This is a genomic window from Paraburkholderia sp. BL25I1N1 (assembly GCF_003002025.1).
Classification (GTDB): domain Bacteria; phylum Pseudomonadota; class Gammaproteobacteria; order Burkholderiales; family Burkholderiaceae; genus Paraburkholderia.
This window is the reverse complement of sequence record NZ_PVZB01000046.1, coordinates 1-19,958: the sequence shown is the minus strand read 5'-3', so window position 1 is coordinate 19,958 and position 19,958 is coordinate 1. Positions and strand designations below refer to the sequence as shown.

The 19,958-nt window shown below is 64.1% G+C and carries 17 protein-coding genes; 11 read left to right on the top strand and 6 right to left on the bottom strand.

Translation table 11 applies throughout. From position 1 onward, the window contains the following. Positions 1-20 precede the first annotated feature (20 nt). From B0G73_RS38235 to B0G73_RS38195, 9 genes are all read left to right on the top strand, one after another. Positions 21-1,490, top strand: a complete 1,470-nt coding sequence (locus tag B0G73_RS38235) for a mechanosensitive ion channel family protein (RefSeq protein ID WP_106286219.1) — start codon at positions 21-23, stop codon at positions 1,488-1,490. A gap of 141 nt (positions 1,491-1,631) precedes the next feature. After that, positions 1,632-2,273, top strand: a complete 642-nt coding sequence (locus B0G73_RS38230) for a phosphohydrolase (protein WP_106286218.1) — start codon at positions 1,632-1,634, stop codon at positions 2,271-2,273. A gap of 41 nt (positions 2,274-2,314) precedes the next feature. Then, on the top strand, positions 2,315-2,566 hold the full coding sequence (locus B0G73_RS38225; protein WP_106286217.1) for a DUF1427 family protein: 252 nt from the start codon (positions 2,315-2,317) through the stop codon (positions 2,564-2,566). 48 nt (positions 2,567-2,614) lie between these two features. Beyond that, positions 2,615-3,565, top strand: coding sequence for a VOC family protein (locus B0G73_RS38220; protein ID WP_106286216.1), 951 nt, complete (start codon positions 2,615-2,617; stop codon positions 3,563-3,565). Continuing rightward, positions 3,555-5,111 carry an alginate export family protein gene (locus tag B0G73_RS38215; protein ID WP_181196759.1) on the top strand — a complete coding sequence of 519 codons (1,557 nt, stop codon included), beginning with the start codon at positions 3,555-3,557 and terminating at the stop codon, positions 5,109-5,111. Before B0G73_RS38220 ends, B0G73_RS38215 begins: the two co-directional genes overlap by 11 nt. Before the next feature lie 53 nt (positions 5,112-5,164). Next, positions 5,165-6,895: an FAD-dependent oxidoreductase gene (locus B0G73_RS38210; protein WP_106286215.1), complete on the top strand. Its 1,731-nt coding sequence runs from the start codon at positions 5,165-5,167 to the stop codon at positions 6,893-6,895. A gap of 77 nt (positions 6,896-6,972) precedes the next feature. Then, positions 6,973-7,962 carry an MBL fold metallo-hydrolase gene (locus tag B0G73_RS38205; RefSeq protein ID WP_181196758.1) on the top strand — a complete coding sequence of 330 codons (990 nt, stop codon included), beginning with the start codon at positions 6,973-6,975 and terminating at the stop codon, positions 7,960-7,962. Between the two features lie 47 nt (positions 7,963-8,009). After that, positions 8,010-8,528, top strand: a complete 519-nt coding sequence (locus B0G73_RS38200) for a DUF3331 domain-containing protein (RefSeq protein WP_106286234.1) — start codon at positions 8,010-8,012, stop codon at positions 8,526-8,528. A 182-nt stretch (positions 8,529-8,710) separates the two neighbouring features. Continuing rightward, the gene (locus B0G73_RS38195) at positions 8,711-11,743 is read left to right on the top strand and encodes a winged helix-turn-helix domain-containing protein (RefSeq protein WP_106286214.1); all 3,033 of its coding nucleotides are present in this window, start codon (positions 8,711-8,713) and stop codon (positions 11,741-11,743) included. A gap of 10 nt (positions 11,744-11,753) precedes the next feature. Here the strand turns inward: B0G73_RS38195 and B0G73_RS38190 are convergent, their stop codons facing one another. Next, on the bottom strand, positions 11,754-12,674 hold the full coding sequence (locus tag B0G73_RS38190) for a LysR family transcriptional regulator (RefSeq protein ID WP_106286213.1): 921 nt from the start codon (positions 12,672-12,674) through the stop codon (positions 11,754-11,756). A 221-nt stretch (positions 12,675-12,895) separates the two neighbouring features. Here B0G73_RS38190 and B0G73_RS38185 point away from each other — a divergent pair, with 221 nt between their 5' ends. After that, on the top strand, positions 12,896-13,609 hold the full coding sequence (locus B0G73_RS38185; protein ID WP_106286212.1) for an alanyl-tRNA editing protein: 714 nt from the start codon (positions 12,896-12,898) through the stop codon (positions 13,607-13,609). A gap of 19 nt (positions 13,610-13,628) precedes the next feature. After that, entirely contained in the window at positions 13,629-14,483 is an 855-nt protein-coding gene (locus B0G73_RS38180) for an AraC family transcriptional regulator (RefSeq protein WP_106286211.1), read from the top strand. 138 nt (positions 14,484-14,621) lie between these two features. On the opposite strand, the gene B0G73_RS38175 is transcribed toward B0G73_RS38180, so the two are convergent. The 5 genes from B0G73_RS38175 to B0G73_RS38155 are packed head-to-tail and all read right to left on the bottom strand — an operon-like array spanning position 14,622 to position 19,493. Beyond that, positions 14,622-15,572 (bottom strand): LysR family transcriptional regulator, encoded by a 951-nt coding sequence (locus tag B0G73_RS38175; protein WP_106286210.1) that lies wholly within the window; start codon positions 15,570-15,572, stop codon positions 14,622-14,624. 29 nt (positions 15,573-15,601) lie between these two features. After that, positions 15,602-16,291: an EthD family reductase gene (locus B0G73_RS38170; protein ID WP_181196757.1), complete on the bottom strand. Its 690-nt coding sequence runs from the start codon at positions 16,289-16,291 to the stop codon at positions 15,602-15,604. A gap of 2 nt (positions 16,292-16,293) precedes the next feature. Continuing rightward, positions 16,294-16,848: a 4-hydroxyphenylacetate 3-monooxygenase, reductase component gene (gene hpaC / locus B0G73_RS38165; RefSeq protein ID WP_106286208.1), complete on the bottom strand. Its 555-nt coding sequence runs from the start codon at positions 16,846-16,848 to the stop codon at positions 16,294-16,296. 23 nt (positions 16,849-16,871) lie between these two features. Continuing rightward, entirely contained in the window at positions 16,872-18,074 is a 1,203-nt protein-coding gene (locus B0G73_RS38160; protein WP_374957058.1) for an acyl-CoA dehydrogenase family protein, read from the bottom strand. Between the two features lie 60 nt (positions 18,075-18,134). Next, positions 18,135-19,493, bottom strand: a complete 1,359-nt coding sequence (locus B0G73_RS38155) for an MFS transporter (RefSeq protein ID WP_106286206.1) — start codon at positions 19,491-19,493, stop codon at positions 18,135-18,137. Positions 19,494-19,958: the final 465 nt, after the last annotated feature.

The following is a 19,958-nucleotide window of genomic DNA, read 5'->3' as shown; positions in this document are numbered from 1 at the left end:
CGAGGCCAGCGAGCACCTTTATGCCGACCCTGAACGATGGTGTGCTGTATGGGCTGGGCATTCTGGTTCTCGATTTCCTCGCCTGGCGTTTCATGACCCGTAAAACGGACAAGGGGCGTCTCGCACTGCGTGCGCTGATGTTCGGCTTGTCGACCTATGTGCTGTTCAGTTACGGCATGAATCCGCTGCGCGCGGCGCCGTGGCCGGACGAGCCGGTGCGTCATCTGCTCGCGCAATTGCTGGAAGTGGTGTGGTGGCTGCAAGGCGCGCGGCTCGTGACGATCGTGCTGGATCGCACCGTGCTGCCGGAGAGCTGGCACAAGGAGCGCCTGTTTCAGGACGTGTTCGGCGCGCTGGTGTTTCTGGCGGCCGCGGTCGGCGCGATTGCCTTTGTGCTGGAACTGCCGGTGCGCGGCCTGCTCGCGACCTCGGGCGCGCTCGCGATCGTGCTCGGTCTCGCGATTCAGAGCACGCTCAACGACGTGTTCTCAGGCGTGGTGCTCAACGCCACGGGGCCGTTTTCGATCGGCGACTGGGTGACGATCGGCGAAGTCGAAGGCAAGGTGGTGGAAACCAACTGGCGCGCGACGAGCCTGCTGAACGGGCAGGGCAACATCGTCGTGATTCCCAATAGCGTGGCGGCGCGCACCAATATCGTCAATGCCAACCAGCCTTCGCATACGCACGGCATCAGCGTGCTGCTGCCGGTCAAGCCTTCCGTGCGGCCCGCCACCGTGTTGCAGGCGCTCGCCAACGCGGCGGCAAGCTCGGAGAACGTGCTTGCCGAGCCGAAGCCGGTGGTCAGCGTGCGGCGTGCGACCAATGACGCGATCGAGTACGAGATCGTCTGCTATGTCGATTCGCTGAGCAGGAAGATCGACGTGCGCAACGAGCTATTCGATCTCGCGCACCGGCATCTGTCATCGCGCGGTGTGGTGCTGCATCCGCTATCCGTGGTCGAGCCCGTGAACGAGGCCGCGGATGAAAAGCAGCGCCTGCTGCGCAGCGTGCTCATTTTCCAGACGCTCGACGACAACGGCATCGCGGAGTTGGCCGCGCAACTGACGCGCCATGAGTTCGACGTCGGCGAAACCATCTACAGCGCGGCCGACGAAAGCGGCCACGCGTTGCACATTCTGGCAAGCGGCGTGGCGAAAGTCACCGTGCCGAAGGACAGCGGCGAGCTCGAGCTGCGCCGCCTCGCGCCGGGCGACTCGATCGGCCAGTCGGGCATCCTGGCCGGCGTCAAGACCGGTGTGATCGTCCATGCGCTGACGCGAGTCACCGTTTTCCAGCTCGACAAGGCCGCGTTGACGCCGATTCTCGCGCGGCGTCCCGAAGTGGGACGCGAAATGTGCCGGCTGCTGTCCGAACACCATGAAACGGAGAAGCTGATGCTGGCGCCGCCGGACGACGCCGATTCAAGCTCAGGCGGTCTGCTGCAATGGATTCGCGATGGGGTCCGGCGCATCCACGACCTCACGCTGTGAACGGAGGGCGAGCCGTGCCGCGTGGATTAAGTCTTTTTAAGGATTCGCCAAAGTCTTTATGAGGGTAATTCGCTACGCTGCCTTGAACAGTCTGTCGGCGAGGCGCGCCCGCAAGCGAATGTCGGATAGGGAGGAGGAGACGTGAAGAAGACCATCGCGGGAGTCGACATTCCCGACAGTCCGTTGGCGCGGGCCGCAACCGATCGGATCCGCGCCACGGAGTCGAGCCTGATGTTTCATCACGCGCTCAGGGCATATCTGTTCGGCGTGTTGACCGGCGTGCGCGACAAGCTGACGTTCGATGCGGAGTTGCTGTACGTAAGCGCGTTGTTTCACAACGTCGGGTTGAATGTGCGGCATCAGCGGTCCCCCCGTCGCTATGAAGTGGACAGCGCGAACGAGGCGCGCGACTTCATGCTCCAGTACGGCGTTGCCGCCGGCGCGATCGGCGAGGTCTGGGCGGCGATCGCGTTGCACACGACGCCGGGCATTCCGGAACATTTGTCGCCGCTCGTGGCGCTGGTGAGCGCGGGCGTGCAGATGGATATTCGCGGCGCCCGCTATGGCGAGTTCACCGCGCAGCAGCGCGACGAGATCGTGCAGGCCTGTCCGCGTGAGGCCGGCTTCAAGAAACAGATCATCGAAGCGTACGCGCGCGGCATGGAGCATCGTCCCGAGACGACGTTCGGCACCGTGAATGCCGACGTGCTCGACCGGTGGGACCCGAACTATCGCCGGCTGAATTTCTGCGGGCTGGTGCTGGGTTCGGAGTGGGCGAATTGACGACGCGGTTCGCCGCAAGTGTGCATACAAAGGAAATCAGCATGGGCTACATCATTTCATTGGGAGTCGGCTTCGGCGTTGGACTTCTTTACTGGCTGCTCAAGGTGCAGTCGCCGGCGCCGCCGCTGATCGCGCTTGCGGGCCTGCTCGGCATGGTGCTGGGCGAGCACGCGATACCGGTCGTCAAGGCGCAGTTTTTCGCGCAGACGACCACGGTTCAGGTCGCCGAGCGGCAGCAGGGCAGCCCGGCGCAAAAGCCGGCCACGCCCGGCGCGACAAAAGAGGGTGGCTGATCCTGCCGGCCGCCTATTCAGATATTGCTAACACGATCGGGTAATCACATGTTCACATCGCTTCAACGCTTTCGTCCCATTGCGGCTTTTTGCGTAGCCTTGCTGATCGGCCTCGCGCCGGTCTCGTCCGCGTTCGCCGATAACGGCCCGCCGGAAGTCTCGAGCGGCAAGACCGCGCTCGCGGCGCGCATGCCCGACGTCTCGGTCGGCGCGCAGTACGACACGACCCATGTGTACGTCGCCTCGGCGGATCTCGACGCGTTCGTCACCAGCTTTCTCGCCACGTTCGGCGGCAAGGCGTCGCCGCGCGCGGTGTTCACCGTGACGCCGACGCCGAGCAAGACCGCGTCGCAATACGTGCAGACTCCGGTCGGCATGCTGTCGGTATTCGGCTTCGAAACGCCGATTCCCTATCCGTTCGGCAATGAACGCACCGGCTATCTGGTCACCAACATCGACCAGGCGGTGAAGGCGGCGCGCGCGGCGGGCGCCGACGTGCTGGTCGATAGCTTCGACGATCCGATCGGCAAGGACGCGATCATTCAATGGCCGGGCGGCCTGACGATGCAGCTCTATTGGCACACCAAGGCGCCGAACTACGCGCCGTTGCACAGCGTGCCGGATAACCGCGTGTATGTGTCGCGTTATGAGGCCAACAACTTCGTGCGTCGCTGGGTGCATTTTTCGCATGGCAAGGTGGTGTCGGATAACCCGCGCGCGGATGCCGGCGTGATTGGCCGTCCCGGCGAGACGATTCGCGAGATCCGCATCAATTCGGGTTTCGGCCGCATGGTGGTGTTCGTCACGGACGGCAAGCTGCCGTTCCCGTTCGGACGTGAAACGACCGGCTATGCCGTCGACGATCTCGCGCAGACGCTCGAGCGCGCGCAAGCGGCCGGCGCGAAGGTGGTGTCGCAGCCGTACAGCAGCGAAGCGGGCAAGAGCGCGGTGCTCGAATTCCCGGGTGGCTATATCGCCGAAGTGCACGATGGCCAGTAAAGCAGGCCTCATGCGGACGTTGCAGACCATGCAGGCGGTGCGGCCGCGCGAGCGGCTACGCCGGCGCTCGGCGCTGCGCGCGGCCCGCGCGCTGTTGATCAGCGCGGGGCTGGCGGCCGCACTGCCGGCGTCGGCGGCGTCGGCGGCGGACACCGCGCTCGGCGGTGCGGACGATACCAGCACGACCAGTACGCCGAGCACAACGGCAACGACAACGGCGGCAGGCACTTCATGCGCGCGGCCCGCTGTCATGTTCAACCGCTGGCAGGAAAACTGGTCGGCACTCGCCAATCCGTGCGTGCCGAAGAAGCCCTTCGACTCGCTGAAATACATTCCGCTGTTCGGCAATCCCGACGCGTATATCTCGCTCGGCATGGTGCTGCGCGAGCGGCTCGAAATGAACGACGCGCCGCTCTTCGGCCTCGGTTCGGGCCACGACGACACGTATGTGCTGCAACGTCTCGAAGTTCACGCGGATGTGCGCCTCGGCCCTCATGTGCAGATCTTCACGCAGTTCGAGGACGCGCGGCCTTTCGGTAAAGACAACGTCTCGCCGGTCGACAAGAATCCGCTCGACCTGCGCCAGGCGTTCGTCGCCGTCACCGAGCCGCTCGGACCCGGCACCTTCAAGTTCCGCGTCGGCCGCCAGGAGATGGCGTTCGACTTGCAGCGGTTCATTTCCGTGCGTGACGGCCCGAACGTGCGCCAGGCCTTCGACGCCATCTGGGCCGACTATGAAACCGGCCCGTGGCGCTGGATCGCGTATGCGACGCAACCGGTGCAGTACCGCGACAACTCGGATTTCGACGACGTTTCCAATCGCGACCTGACCTTCAGCGGCGTGCGGGTCGAGCGCAAGGCAGTCGGTCCGGGCGATCTGTCCGCCTATTACTCCCGCTATAACCGCAGCAACGCGCGCTTTCTCGACGCGACCGGCAACGAGCGTCGCGACGTGTTCGACGCGCGTTACGCCGGCTCGGTCAATCACATCGACTGGGACGCGGAGGCGATGTATCAGTCGGGCCATGTCGGCAACAAGACGATCGGTGCGTGGGCGGTGGGCACGCTCGCCGGCTACACGCTGGCTTCGCTGCCGTGGACGCCGCGTCTCGGTCTGCAGATCGATGCGGCCTCGGGCGACACACATCCCGGAGACGGCCGCATCGGCACCTTCAATCCGCTCTTTCCGAACGGCTACTACTTCGCGCTCGCCGGTTATACCGGCTACTCGAACGTGATTCACGTCAAGCCGTCGCTGATCGTCAAACCGAACAGCAAGCTCTCGCTGCTCGCGGGCGTGGGGCTGCAATGGCGCGAGACCACCGCCGACGCCGTATATCAGCAAGGCTCGGCAGTCGTGCCGGGGACGGCAGGACACGGCAGCCGCTGGACCGGTTTCTATACGCAACTGCGCGCCGACTATGCGGTCACCGCGAATCTCGCCGCCGCGCTCGAAGCCGTGCATTTTCAGGTCGGACCGTCGCTGCGCGACCTCGGCGCGCGCAATTCCGACTATGTAGGCGCCGAACTCAAGTTCGGCTGGTAACGCCGTATCGGCACCACGTCGTCAGCGAGGCGTGTCAGAAGAGGTTATTTTTTATGAGCACGCCTGGTCTACAGGTCGAAGCGGCGGCGCCGTCCGAACTCGAGTTTCCGTATTCGTCGCTGGAATACCGGCAGCACCAGATGTTCCCGCGGCTTTCACCCGCGGAGATTCAAAGCCTTCGGCGTTTCGCCACGCCCATGTCGTTCAAGGCCGGCGAACTGATCTTCGAAACCGGCAAGATCGCGCTCGGCCTGTTCGTGCTGTTGCGCGGCCGCGTGAGCATTTATTCACGCGACAGCTTCGGACGCTCGACGCTCGTCACGGAACATGAAGACGGCCACTTCATGGCGGAGATGGCGCAACTCTCCGGCAAGCCCGCATTGATCGACGGCGTGGCATTGACCGACGCCGAGACGCTCGTGATCGAGCCGGAGCGGCTGCGGGCGCTGATCGTCGCCGACGCGCAACTCGGCGAACACATCATGCGCGCGCTGATTCTGCGGCGGCTCGGGCTCATCGAGCAGGGACTGGGGCCGATCATCGTCGGCAATGGGAACGATGACCGGCTCATCAGGCTGCAAGGCTTTCTGCGCCGCAACGCCTATCCCGCGATGGTGATCGACGCGCGCACCGATCCCGAAGCCATCACGCTGCTGGGTGGCATGACCACCGGCCCCGGCGATTTTCCGCTGGTGTTCTGCCCGAACGGCAACGTGCTGCGTGCGCCCGACGAAGTGCAGCTCGCGTCGTGCCTCGGCCTCGTGCCGACCTTCGAGCAATCGCATGTGTACGACGTCGCGATCGTCGGCGCGGGACCGGCGGGACTTGCTGCGTCCGTGTACGCCGCGACGGAAGGACTCTCGGTTGCGGTGTTCGATCAGAGGGCGCCGGGCGGCCAGGCCGGCGCGAGTTCGCGCATCGAAAACTATCTTGGCTTTCCCACCGGCATTTCGGGGCAGGCGCTCGCCGCGCGCGCGTTCCAGCAGGCGCTGAAGTTCGGCGCGCATCTGGCGATTCCCGGCAAAGTCACCGAGGTGTGCCGCAACGAAGGCATGTTCCTGCTCACGCTGCTCGACGGCCAGCGCATCAACGCGCGCACGGTCGTGGTGGCGAGCGGCGCCGCGTATCGCAAGCCGGCGGTGGCGGGTTTCGAGCGCTTCGAAGGACGCGGCACGTACTACTGGGCGTCGACGATCGAAGCGAAGCTGGTGAAAGGCCAGGACATCGTGCTGATGGGCGGCGGCAATTCCGCCGGTCAGGCGGTCGTGTTCCTCGCCAACTTCGCGCGCAGCATTCGCGTGCTGATTCGCGGCAAGGACCTCAACGCGAGCATGTCGAAGTATCTGATCGACCGGATCGGCTCTTTGCCCAACGTGACGCTTTGCACCAGTTGCACACTGCGCGCGCTCGAAGGCGACGAAGCCGGACTCACGCATCTGCACGTGCGGCACGAACAGGATGGCGAGGACGAAGTGGTGGCATCGCGCCATCTGTTTCTGTTTATTGGCGCGGACCCGAAGACGGATTGGCTCGACATGAGCGGCGTGGAGTTGGATAACCGCGGTTTCGTCGTCACCGGTTTTGCGCGCAGCGAGCATGGGTTCTCGCAAGCCAGTGCGCGATATCCGCTGGAAACCAGCGTGCCGGGCATGTTCGCGGTGGGCGACGTGCGCTCGGAATCCGCGAAACGGGTGGCCGCCGCCGTGGGCGACGGCGCAGCGGTCGTCGCGCAGATTCATGCGTATCTGAGCCGGCTCGCGACGGTGACTACTCAGGATGATTAATAAAAATTAGCGAGTGCGCCCGGCAGGTGGCCGCTATGCTTTTCAGCATATTCACGATGAACACGAGGGATCGAATCATGAAGTGGATACGGCGCAAATGGACGATGCATGCAAGCACGTGGTGCGCGTTCGTAGTGAGTCTGGCGGCGAGCATGGCGAGCGCTTCCGCGTACGCCGCCGCGCCTCAGGTGAAAACGCAGGGACCGGGCTTTTACCGGATCATGCTCGGCGGCTTTGAAGTGACCGCGCTGCTTGACGGCACGCATCCGTTTCCGATCGATACAGTCGTGAAGGACGTGTCGAAAGCCGAAATCGCGCGCGATCTCCAACGCGATTTTCTGCAGGCGCCGGTGCAAGGTTCCATCAACGCGTTTCTGGTCAACACCGGTTCGAAGCTGATTCTGATCGATTCCGGCGCGGGCGTGCTGTACGGCGACTGCTGCGGCAAGTTGCCCGAGAACCTGCGCGCGGCCGGCTATCAGCCCGAGCAGATCGACGAAGTGCTGCTGACGCATCTGCATAAGGACCATGTCGGCGGCATCGTATCGAACGGCCAGATGGCATTTCCGAACGCGGTTGTGCGAGTGAGCCAGGTTGAAGCCGACTACTGGCTGAACCCATCCAACAAGTCGAAAGCGCCCGCTTTTCTCAGCACCTTCTTCGACGCGGCCAGCGCCTCTGTCGCGCCTTACGTCGCGGCCGGACGCTTCAAGCCGTTCAGTGGCGACGCCGAACTCGAAACGGGCATTCGCGCGGTCGTCTTGCCCGGCCACACGCCGGGCCACACCGGCTATCTGGTGGAGAGCGAATCGCAGGATTTGCTGGTGTGGGGCGACATTATCCACGTCGCGTCGATCCAGTTACAGGACCCGGCAGCTTCGGTCGAATACGACACCAGCGCGGCGGACGCGCGGCGCTCGCGCCGCTCATCATTCGAACTTGCGGCCAGCAAACGCTATCTGATCGGCGCGGCGCATGTCGCCTTTCCGGGCCTCGGGCACATCAGAAAAAACGGCCGCAAATACGACTGGGTGCCGGTCAACTACGAGGCCGCACCCGGCCGCTGACATCAGTGCTGATCGGTTCCACCCGCACACACTTCGGGAGCAGCATCATGCATATCGAAACCCCCTTGGCGCAACGCACGGATACGGTTCAGTACGAGACGCGCGTTCGTCGTGGAGCGTGCTGTCAGGTCAGCGAGAACGCGCCGGCGATGCCGGACGATCGGCGCGCGCCGGTATGGGATCACGTGATCAACCGGCTGTTGGCGGGCTATTGCAACGAGACCGAAGGCGAAGCCTATCTCAAGCCGCGGTCTAAACGCGTCGCCGGCGCGGCGGACACGCCGTCGCGTCATATCCAGATCGAAATACTCGAGCGTCTGTCGGACACATCGATCGCCGTGCTGTGGCGGGACGCGACCCGCTGTCAATACGTCGACCAGGTGTGGATCTGCTGCCGCGCCCGCATCAAGGGACGTTGCGCACTGAGCGGCGCGACGATTCGCCGTGACGACGCAATCTACAAGCCGAGAATACGCAGCGCGGTTCCCGCCAATGCGGACGCCATGATTCTGGCTTCCGTCATTGCCTGCATGGCGTCCACTGTCTTGACGGGCGACTCGCGTTAGCGCGCCACTGCGGGTACGCGGTCCGTCACCAGCAGCCGCTTGCTCAGTACAAAAAATTTGAACGATAGGTTCAGTTTTTTCCGCGCATGCGTATTCGCGGTTGGTCTAGACTTCGGGGACATAACGCTGAGTGATCAATGCTCAGTGTTTCCTCTTCCCGCAGCGTCTTGGATACTCAGGCAATGATCCGCATTGGCCCGCTTCAGGTGGACCTCGCCAGCCGGGAACTGTTTCTCGACGGCCAGCCTGTGCGCATCGGCAGCCGTGCATTCGATATCCTGGCGGTGCTGATCGGCGCGAACGGCGCGCTGGTGTCGAAGAGCGCCATGCTCGAGCAGGTCTGGCCGGACACGATCGTTGAAGAGAACAATCTTCAGGTGCATATGTCCGCCTTGCGCAAGGTGCTGGGCGAGAGCCGCAACCTCATACAGACCGTGTCGGGAAGAGGCTACCGGCTGGTGTCGCGAGACGCATCCGCGGAACAGCCGGGCAATGCCGCTCGCGATGACGCGTCCGACGCCGCTGAAGACAGCGCATCCCTTCGCGGTACTCCCAACAATCTGCCGGCCAATAGCTCGTCGCTGATCGGGCGGGACCAGGCAATCAACGACATTGCAGAGGCGCTCGCTTCAACGCGTCATGTGACGCTCGTCGGCTCGGGCGGAATCGGCAAGACGCGCCTGGCCATCGAGATCGCACGCAGCTTACTGGCGCACTTTCCCGAAGGTGTCTATCTCGTGCCGCTTGCGTGCGCCGTGGACGCGAACAGCGTGCTCGCCATGTTCGCCAATAGCGTCGGCGTGAGCGCCGCGAGTGGCCCGCTTACGCTGGCCCGCATCAGCAAGGAACTCGGCGAACGGCGCGTGCTGTTCGTGCTGGACAACTGCGAGCATGTGCTAGGTCCCGCGGCCGAACTGGCCGAAGCGCTCGTGAACGTGAGTCCGGCCATGCGGATTCTCGCGACCAGCCGCGAACCCCTGCGTGTCGTGGACGAACATCTGTACTGGGTGGCGTCACTCGACGTGCCCGCTCGCGACGCCGAGAGTCAGTGTGTGTTGCAACACAGTGCCGTCCAGTTGTTCCTGTCACGCGCTCGCGCGATCGACGCGCGTTTTTCGTCCGACGACAGAAGCATCCATTTGACCGGCACCGTATGCCGCCGCCTCGACGGCATTCCGCTGGCCATCGAACTGGCGGCGGCGCGCGCCGCGATCCTCGGTATCGAGACGCTCGCCGATCATCTCGACGACCGCTTCAACATGCTGACGGGCGGCAATCGCACGGCGTTGCCGCGCCACCAGACCTTGAAGGCGACGCTCGATTGGAGCCACGCGTTGCTCGACGACGCGGAGCGCACGACGTTGCGCCGGCTCGGCGTTTTCGTCAACAGCTTCACGATCGACTCGGCGATCGCTCTCGTAAGCGACGAAGGCTTGCGCGAATCGGACGTGATCGCGGCGCTATCCGGGCTCGTCGAAAAATCGCTGGTGGTGATGCAGGCCGAGCGCGGCAAGGCGAGGTATCGGCTGCTGGAAACCACGCGTGCCTACGCGATGCAAAAGCTCGACGACAACGGCGAACGGCGTCTCATCACGCTCGCTCATGCACGCTATTTTTCCAACCTGCTCGAACGCGATCCGTCGAGCGACGCCTCCAATGGAGCGCGTGAAGCGGACGCCGTGGGCACCGAACGGCACGGCTGGCATCACCGCATGCGTGAGCAACTCGACGATTTGCGAGCCGCGCTGGGCTGGGCGCTATCGCCCAAAGGCGACGCTGCGCTGGGTGAAACGCTGGCCGTGAAGTTCGTGTCGCTGCTGTATGAGCTTTCGCTGGTCGACGAATGCTGCGTGTGGACGCGGCGCGCGCTCGACGCTGTGGACGCGACGTATCAGGGCTCGCGCTCGCCGCGCCATTTACGCGTGCGCATGCAATTGCTGGCCGCGCTCGGTGCAGCGCTTGTCTACGTCAATGGACCGGATCGCGAAACGCTCGGCATCTGGGCCGAAGTGCTCGCGCTCGCGATTGCGCTCGGTGATCAGACGTTCGAAGCGCGCGCGTTGTGGGGCATGTGGAACGCGAGCCAGTCCTCCGGCGAGGCGCGCAACGCGCTGGCGTTCGCGCAGCGCTTCGCTTTGCTCGCCGCCGAGACGGGCAATACCGCCAACGGGATTCTCGCTCATCGCCTGCTCGGCATTGCCTCGCACTATGCGGGCGATCAGCACCAGGCGCGCGCCTCGCTCGATCAGCTTTTGCAGCATGCCGGCCGTCTGCAGCATCGGCTGCCGTTGGGGCAATCGATCGATCAGGGCGTGGTCGGCCGCGCGACGTTTGCTCGCGTGCTCGGCTTGCAGGGCGCGCGCGATCAGTCGCTCAGGGTCGCCGAGGCATGCGTTGCCGAAGCGTACCGGCAGGAGCAGGCTATCGTCACGTGCTATGTGCTGGTCGAGGCGGAAATTCCGCTGGCGCTGCTGGCCGGCGATCGTGAGCGGGCGGCTCAGGCCATTGAGCTATTGCAGGACGTGTCGACGCGCGGCGGGCTGCGGGTGGCGCATGCGTGCTGCCGCTGTTTCGACGAATACCTGCATTCGCTGGATGACAGCAGCGCGCAGCGCGTGCACAGCTTCCGCACCGCGTTGGACGATCTCGACGCGCTCGGCTACGCCGCGCCACGCGCCATGCTCGTCGCGCAATACGGCCTTGCGCTCGGCCGTGCCGGACAGCTTGAAGAAGGCATCGCCGCCGTGGCGGCTGCGCTCGCGCGGGGCGACGAAACCGGCGACCAGTGGTATGCGGCCGAACTCAGACGCGTGCACGCCGAACTAGTGCTGATGGAAAACGGCTTTGGCCAGTCGCCGTTCGGTGCTGCGGCGACGCAGGCGCAGGCGAGTTTGACCGCGGCGGTCGAAGAATCGTCGGTACAGGGTTGCGGCACGTTGCAACTGCGGGCCGCGACCAGCCTCGCGCGGCTTTGGCATGCGCAAGGCCGGAGCGCGGAGGCGGTGCAACTGCTGAGGTCCGCTTGCGCGAGATTGACGGAGGGCCGCGATTGGGACGACTTCAAGGCGGCTAAAACATTGCTGCGTGCGGCGGCTGAAGCATGCGCGCCTGCCGCTATTGCAACAGGAATCGATACGCGGATGCACCCGCATGCGGATGCCAATGCGGCGTCGTTCGACGACCCGCCGCCGGACGAGATCAGCGAAGCCTGCTAGTCATCGAACCTCAACCGTGCAGCATGCGCTGTTGCACTACGTCGTCGATCAGGTCCGGCCGGTTCAACTGATCGACCCACCATTGCAGCGCGTTGCCGCTCTCGTTGTCGCGCCACGCCAGATAGAAATGCGTGACGTCGCGCATGCCGATCACTTCCTTTTGCACCAGTTCGCCTTGCCTTAGCGCGCCGACGGCGAGGCATTCCGGGATCGTGCCCGCGGCGAGGCCCCTGATCTGTGCGGCAAGCTTGGCTTCGAGCGTCGGCACCGTGAGCACTTCCTGATTGACGGCGAGCGCGATCGTGCGCGGCGCGAGTTTGCGCGACGTATCGCCGATCGCGACCGCGCGATGGCGCGCGACGATGTCCATCGTGAGTGGTCCGGGTATCGACGCCAACGGATGATCCGGCGCCACCACGAACACATGTTTCAGCGAGCCGATCGGTTTCGCGATCAGATTGGGAATAGGCGGCGGATCGCCGGCCGCGCCGACGATCAGATCCGCGCGACGAGTGAGCAGCGCGTCCCACGAGCCGCCCAACACTTCTTTCGACAGATGCAGCTTCGTTTCCAGCTTCAGCTTGTAGAACTCGCTGACGTGATGCCAGAGCAGGTCGAACGGAATGATCTCGTCGACGGCGATGTGCAGATCGGATTCCCAGCCGTGCTCAATTCGCTTCGCCTTGAATTCGAGCGCTTCGGCCGCTTCCAGCAGACGCCGGCCTTCCTCGACGACCACGCGTCCCGCGTGCGTCAGCGTGGCACGCCGGCCAGTGCGGTCGAACAGCTTGACGCCTAGATCGAGTTCGAGTTTCTGAACCAGATAACTGAGCGACGACGGCACTTTGTGAAGCGTTTCGGCGGCGTTCGCAAACGTGCCGGTTCGATCGATTGCATCGAGTACCTGCAGGACTTCAAAAGATAGATTCATTGAGGAAAGCCGGGGCGGTTGGGTGCGTTCAGCGAGATGGTTCAGGATACTGGAATTCGCGAGAAATGGGCCTTGTCCGGAGCGCTTCCGGCAGAGGCTGTTCCATATCCGCCGACATGAGTTTGCCCGGTCAGCCTCCGCAGGGCATTTTTAACCAAGACGGCCGCCCGCGGAACTGGGTATCCTAGGCGTATTCAGTCAATTTCCGCGAGGACATCAAGGTGCCGCATTATCTTTGCCACGAGCAGCCGGATCTGCTGGACTTTGAAACGGCCGTGATTGCCGCGCGGCCCGGCGAGGTCGTGCTGGGCCGTTCCGCCTTGCATCCGGGCGGCGGCGGCCAGGTCTCGGACGCCGCCACGCTGACGCACGCGCATGGCGCCGTGCGCATCACCGGTGTCGCGGCGGAAGGGGACGTGCTCTGGCATCTGCTCGACGAACCGCTCGAACTGGACGGCAACGTGCACGTGGCCATCGACGCGGCGCGGCGCGCCACGGTCGCGCAACTCCATACCGTCACGCATATTCTCAACGCGTTGGTGTACCAGCGCTTTGCCGGCGCGCTCGTGACCGGCGCACAGATCAACGCCGACGGCACCGCGCGCATGGACTTCGATCTGCCCGAAGCAGACAACGACGCGCTGCGTCTGCTGGAAGAACCGGTCAACGAGGTGATCCGCAGCGCGATGGAGGTGCGCACCTATTACGTCGGCGCCGACGAAGCAAAGGCAACGCAAGGTCTGATCCGCAGCCTCTCGGTGGCGCCGCCGCCGACGCCGGACGGCACGGTGCGCATCGTCGAGATCGGCGATCTGGACCGGCAGGCGTGCGGCGGCACTCACCTGACCAATACCGCGCAGTCGCGGCCCATTCGCATCGCGAAGATAGAGAACAAGGGCCGTCGTAATCGCCGGGTCAGAATCGAACTGGTTTGAAGAACAGGGGGCGCGAGCTATGGAGACATCGGATAAAAGCGAGCCGGAAGTGGTCTGCTGGCGCGACGGCGCGCTCGACGGCGCATGTCTCGCGAGCGCCCGTTACGGCAATCACAAGTTCGATCGGCATCTGCATGACGAACTCGTCATCGTCATGACCGAAATCGGCGCGGGCCAATGTCATACGCGCGCGGGCAGCGAGGTTGCCGGCCCCGGCAGCGTGCTGGTCTTCGGGCCTGGCGAATACCATAGCGGTGAGGTCTGGGAGGGGCGCGAATGGATTTATCGCGCGATCTACCTGGACATGGAAGGGCTCGGCGCGCTCAGCGCAGTCTTCTCTCCCGACGCGCGCGCCGACAAACCACTGCTGATTCCGCCTGGGCTGTATCAGGATCCGCATCTCGCGGGCCTGCTGGTCAAGGCGCATGCGAGCCTGGACGAACAGGGCGCGGTGTCGCTGATGGAGCGTCAGGCGAACTGGTGGGCCGCGATGGGGATGCTGGTCGGGCGCTATGGGCGCTCGGCTGAGGAGATGGGAGAACCTCGGCGCGAGGCGCGCAAGATGGAGCAGGTGCGGGAGTACGTCGCCGCCAATTACGAGCGCGATATTTCGGTCGATGAACTGGCGGAACTGGTGGGACTGAGCCGCTACTACCTCACGCGCGCTTTCTGCAAGGAATTCGGGCTGCCGCCGCACGCCTACGCGACCCAGGTGAGGTTGCTGGCGGCGAAGCGGATGCTTGCCTCAGGGCAGAGCGCGGCGACGGCTGCGGCGGCCGTGGGGTTTTACGATCAAAGCCATCTCAACCGGTTGTTCAAGCGGGCTTATGGGATCACGCCCGGGGCGTATGCGGCGTTGAAGCCGGGGCATTAGGTGATGCGGGTTCGCGCCGCCACCATTACGCCGGCAAAGGCCCCGGTGCGGAACGACCTACGACCGGTGGATGTGACTGTCATGGTTGCCGACAATGAAAGTACCCAGCGTCAGTATCCGAAGCTAAGCCGAGTGGCTTCACGGTTCAGCCGGCGTCCGCGTCTTTGCGCTATCAGGCGGTTGATGGAACATGCCGTAAATCTCATCGAGCAACCACGCGATGCCCGGATCAGCCGAAAATTGCGAGTGCGAGTGGACCTGGATTTCGATGGGCGGCAGCGCGAACGGCAACGGCAAAATGCGAAAGGCTTTGTTGCGATTGAAGCGCTGCGCGATACTCCGCGGAAAGATCACGGCGAGGTCGGTATGCTGAACGATTTCCGGCGCCACCACGAAATGCGGCAGACGCAGCACGATATCGCGGCGCAGATTCAACTCTTCGAGCCACTGTTCGACCATCCGGTGGCCGGTCGCGTTGGTGCTGGCGTAGACGTAGCGCAGGCTCGCGAGGTCGTCTTTGGTCGGCTTCTGTTTGCGCAACGGATGACCGGCCCGCACCACGCAAACATGTTCGTCGACGAAGAGCGTCCTGCTCACGCATCCTGGATCGAGACCGGGCACGTAGCCGAGCGCCAGGTCGATCTTGCCGCTGCGCATGGCCGAACTCACCGAATCGACGGAGACGTTCGCGATCTCCAGGTGAATGCCGCGCGCGCTGCGGTCGAGCATCGAAAGAAGCGGCGGCAGGAAATAGAACTCCGACATATCCGACATGGACACGCGAAACACGCGCTGCGCCGTGGCGGGATCGAATTTGGCGATTTGCTGGACCGCGTCGTTGATAATGCCGAGTGCTTGAGTCAACGGCGCGTGCAGGCGCAACGCGGCGTCGGTGGGCACCATGCCGGTGGGCGTGCGAACGAACAGCGGGTCGTCGAATAAAACGCGCAGCCGGCGCAACGCGTGGCTGACCGCCGGTTGTGTAAGTCCGAGACGCTCGCCCGCAGCGGTCAGGCTGCGCAGATCGGAGATGGCCAGGAACACGCGCAGCAGGTTCAAATCCGTAATGCCGGGATGCGACTTGGTCATGACGTTCGGATCGCGGCGAGGGCGGGCGTTTATTTGGGTTTCAGATTACCGTAAATGCTACGCATAGGGAAATGCAGCGTCGCGCCGCTGTAGGGCGGAAAAGCGTTGAAGTCCTGCTTCATGCTGGCGCGTATCGGCGAGGCCAGCGCGTCCGCCAGCGACGCGGAATCGTCGAAGACGACTTTGTTGCGTTGCATGGCCGTGGCGCGCTCGACGTCGAGACCCGAGCGGTAATCGAGCCGCGTGTAGATTTCGAGCTCGCGAATGCCGGGCAATTGCGCCATCAGCGGTGGATGATGCGCGAGGTAATGCGAGAGCCACGCGTTGAAGTCCTGCGCTTCGCCTTCGTAGCTGACGAGGTAGGTGCAGTATTCGGCGCGTGCGCCAAGATCGCCTGGATTCGGGGTGGTGAATTGCCTGACCGCCATGGCTTGCTGCACAAAGGTGAGACCTACGCTCGCAGATTCCTTTACGACGTCGTGAATCGCACCCTTCGGTTGCAGCGCTTGTTCAAGCAGTTCGAGGTCGTCGAAATACCATTGCAGCACGCAGCGAGGTCGCGCGGATGCGTCGGACTTCGAGAAAGGATCGCAGTCGTCCGATTCCGTCGGCACGTGGATTACGGAACGGCGCAATCCCTCTACGTTTCGCGGTGCTAGCTCGAAGCGCGGCGCACATGCAGGCGTACCGTGGCCAAGGAGAAAGAAGCAGACTTCCACGCTCACCTCGCGCCGGGCGTTGCAACCAGGCGCGCCGCCGCTTGCGGCCGTGTCAACCGATGAAACTCTCGTCCGAAATAGATGAGTCCATCGCCGTCCGAGCGCAACGCGATGTGCCGAATCTGCGCGAACATGACCGAGTGCGAGCCGACCGTCTTGATGTCGACGATCTCGCCTTCGAGACTGGCGATCGCATCCGCGAGCACCGGCGCCTGCAAAGCGCCGCTGGTCCACGCATGGCGTCCGAAGCGTTCGTCCATCGAGCACGCGGTCATGCCGGCGAAATCACAGGCCACTTCCTGGCACTCGGCGGCAAGCACGTTGATGCACACGCTGCGGTTGCGATGCAGTACGGCATGCACATAGCTGGCCTGATTGATACACACGAGCATGGTGGGCGGCGCGTCCGTCACCGAGCACACCGCGCTTGCAGTAATGCCGCAGCGGCCGCCGGGCCCGTCGGTGGTGACGATGTTGACGGCGGCCGGCAGGCACGCCATCGCATCGCGGAAACGCTTTCTGGTGTCTTCGATCATCACGATGTTTTCCTTTTGCATGGCATGAGTCAGGACGCGCGGCGTTAGGGAAACGGCGTGACCGGCGGCACGCCGGCGAACAGCGCGCCGGATGCGTCATACGTGCCTTCGCCGAGAAACGCATGCTGTGTCACGACGATCGAATCGCGCACGAGGCGCTGCAAACGGTTCTCGCGATAGATCGCGGCGATGCCCGCCATCTGATACGCCTGCATCACCACTTCCGCGCCGATCTGCGCGGCGTGCGTCGCGCTGAGGCGCAATAGATTGGCCTGTTCCTGCGAGACGGGATCGCCGTCGATGATCGTGCGCCACGCGGCATCGGCGGATTCGTAGAAGAATGCGCGGGCGCTGCGCCAGTTGGCCTCCGCTTTCGCGAGGCCCGAGCGGTAGTAGCCACGGTCGGCGAGACGCGGCGCGCCGGTGGTGGTTTTGGTCGAACCGGACATGTCCGTCAGCAGATCGAGCGCCGCGCGCGCGAGGCCGATGTTGACGGCGGCGTGCACCTGCGCCTGATACGCGACGGCGGGATAGCGGTAAAGCGGTTCGTCGATCAGCGCCGCGCCGCCGCGCACGAAGGTCCATTGCGTATCGACGAATTTCTCGCGCAGCCGCAAATCGTGGCTGCCCGTTCCCTGCATGCCGACCACGTTCCAGTTCTCGACGATCTCCACTTCATGCGCGGGGAACACGGCCGTGAACGGCTTGCCCGCGCCCGCATCGCCGGAATTGGCGGGCGTGCCGCCGATGCCGACGCCGATCCAGTCCGCGCCCTTGCAGCCGCTCGCGAAGCGCCACTGCCCACTGACCACGAAGCCACCCGGCGCTTTCGTCGCGGGTTGCAGCGGATAGAGGCCGCCCGAGAAAACCTGGTCGGGGCCGGCGGCGTAAATCTGCTGCTGCGTTTCGATCGGCAAAGCGGCGAGGTAGGTATTCGCCGAGCCGAACGCCGCGACCCACGCGGCGGAGCCGTCGGCGGTCGCGATGCGTTCGAGCATCCGCAGGAATTGCGCCGGCGGCCGCGCGTCGCCGCCGAAGCGCTGCGGCGTGCTCGCCCGAAAGATGCCGGCGCGCTTCATCTTCGCGATCATGTCGCGCGGCACGTGCGAGAGACGATCGAACTCGTCGCGGCGGCGTTCGATCTCACCGATCAGCGCATCGAGTGTGAGCGGGCCGGTGTAGTCGGGATACGGATCCGCGTGATCGGTCGCGCGCAGTTCGTAGGCGTAAGTCGAAAGAGTGCTCATCTGAAGGCTTTGCATGATGACGGCTTCGAAAGAAAGTGAATGGGTGCGGAAGAAGCGGGCTTAGACGCTTTCGTGCCCGGCGTGCTCTTTGGCTTTCGCCTGAAGCCGTAGCGCTTTGGGAAAGGTTTCCGGCGCGAGACAGGTCGCGAGCACCGTGATCAAGCCGAGCACGACGAGATAAATCGCCACCGGCGCGGCGCTGCGGTAATGCGCGAGCAGCGCGGTCGCCACCATCGGCGAGAGGCCACCGCCGAGTACCGACGAAATCTCGCGGCCAATGCCGAGCCCCGAGAAGCGCAAATGAACGGGCAGCAATTCGCTGATGAAAGCGGGCTGCGCGCCTTCCAGAATGCCGAGCGTGATGCTGTTGGCGAGCACGAGCGCCGCGACGACTTTCCACAGCACGCCGGAGCCGAGCAACGTGAAATACGGATAGGCGACCAGCACCATCGCCACGGCGCCGGCGAGATAAACCGGCTTGCGGCCGACGCGGTCCGTGAGACGGCCCATCAACAGGGACACGGGAATCATCAGCAGCATCGACACGGTCAGGCCGCCTAGCACCCAACTCGATTTGAGGCCGATGAACTGGCCGTACGCAATCGAGAACGCGAAGAAGATGTACGACGCCGCGCCTTCACCGAAGCGCAGGCCGAACACGGTCAGCACCTGACGCGGACATTGGCGCAGTACTTCGACGATCGGCATGCGGGCGTCGCGGCGCGTCGCCTTGACGGCGGCGAACTCCGCGCTTTCGTCGACGGAGCGGCGCATCCACAGACCGAGCGCGACCAGCACGGCGCTGCAGAGGAACGGCACGCGCCAGCCCCAGCTGTGGAAGTCGGCGGGAGAGAGCGTTTGCACGAGCAGAAACGCGGCGGTGGACAGCACGAAGCCGAACGCCGCGCCGCACGGACTCCAGGCGGCGAGCGCGCCACGCCGCGAGGCGGGCGCGCTTTCGTGAATCAGCAGGATGCTGCCGCTCCATTCGCCGCCGGCGGCGAGGCCTTGCAGAATGCGCAACAGCACCAGCAAGACTGGCGCGGCAAGGCCGATCTGTTGATAGGTCGGCAGCAGACCCATGCAGACGGTGGCCGTGCCCATGACGAGCAGCGTCAGCATCATGACCGTCTTGCGGCCGTAGCGATCGCCGATATGGCCGCACAACACGCCGCCGATAGGCCGCGCGATAAAGCCCACCGTAAAGCCGCCGAATGCGGCGATCGTACCCGTCAACGGATCGCTGCCGACGGGAAAGAACAGCTTGCCGAACACGAGCGCGGCAGCGGTGCCGTAAAGGAAGAAGTCATACCATTCGAGGACCTGCCCGAGCACGGCGGTCGTCACTGCGCGACGAACCTTGCTGGTGGGCCGGGTTGCGGGCAGAGGTGTCAGAGCGGCTGTCGCGTCAGAATTCATGGCGGGTCATGGCAGGTGGAGGGTCACGATGTGGAGGGTCGCGCGTTCTTGTCATGGTGTTCGGCAGGAGCGGCGAGACGAGCCCGGCAGGCATGGCCGAACAATATGACCGCGGAAATAGGCGGTCAAATTCAGGCCAAAAATGGCCGTCATGAATCGTGTGCATGACGGTTACGGTATTTCGCGCGAGGGGTGTTGCGGCGAGAGGGGGCTGCGTTCTGTTGAGAGGCGAACGCGTTGGGTCTGGCGAAGTACTGGATTTATTGCGGGCAAAATGAGAACTGCCGCCTCGGCGCAGCGCTTCTCACAACTGGGAAGCGATGGCGTTCGGCGGCAGGGTGTTCAGGCGTTCAGGTGTTCAGGCTCTAGCGGACGTGTCAGAAATCTTGTGTGCTGAGGCCGGTTAGAAATCTCAGTTGATGGCGCTGGTGAACCGCTCGCCGAACAGAATGGCGAACTGATTGA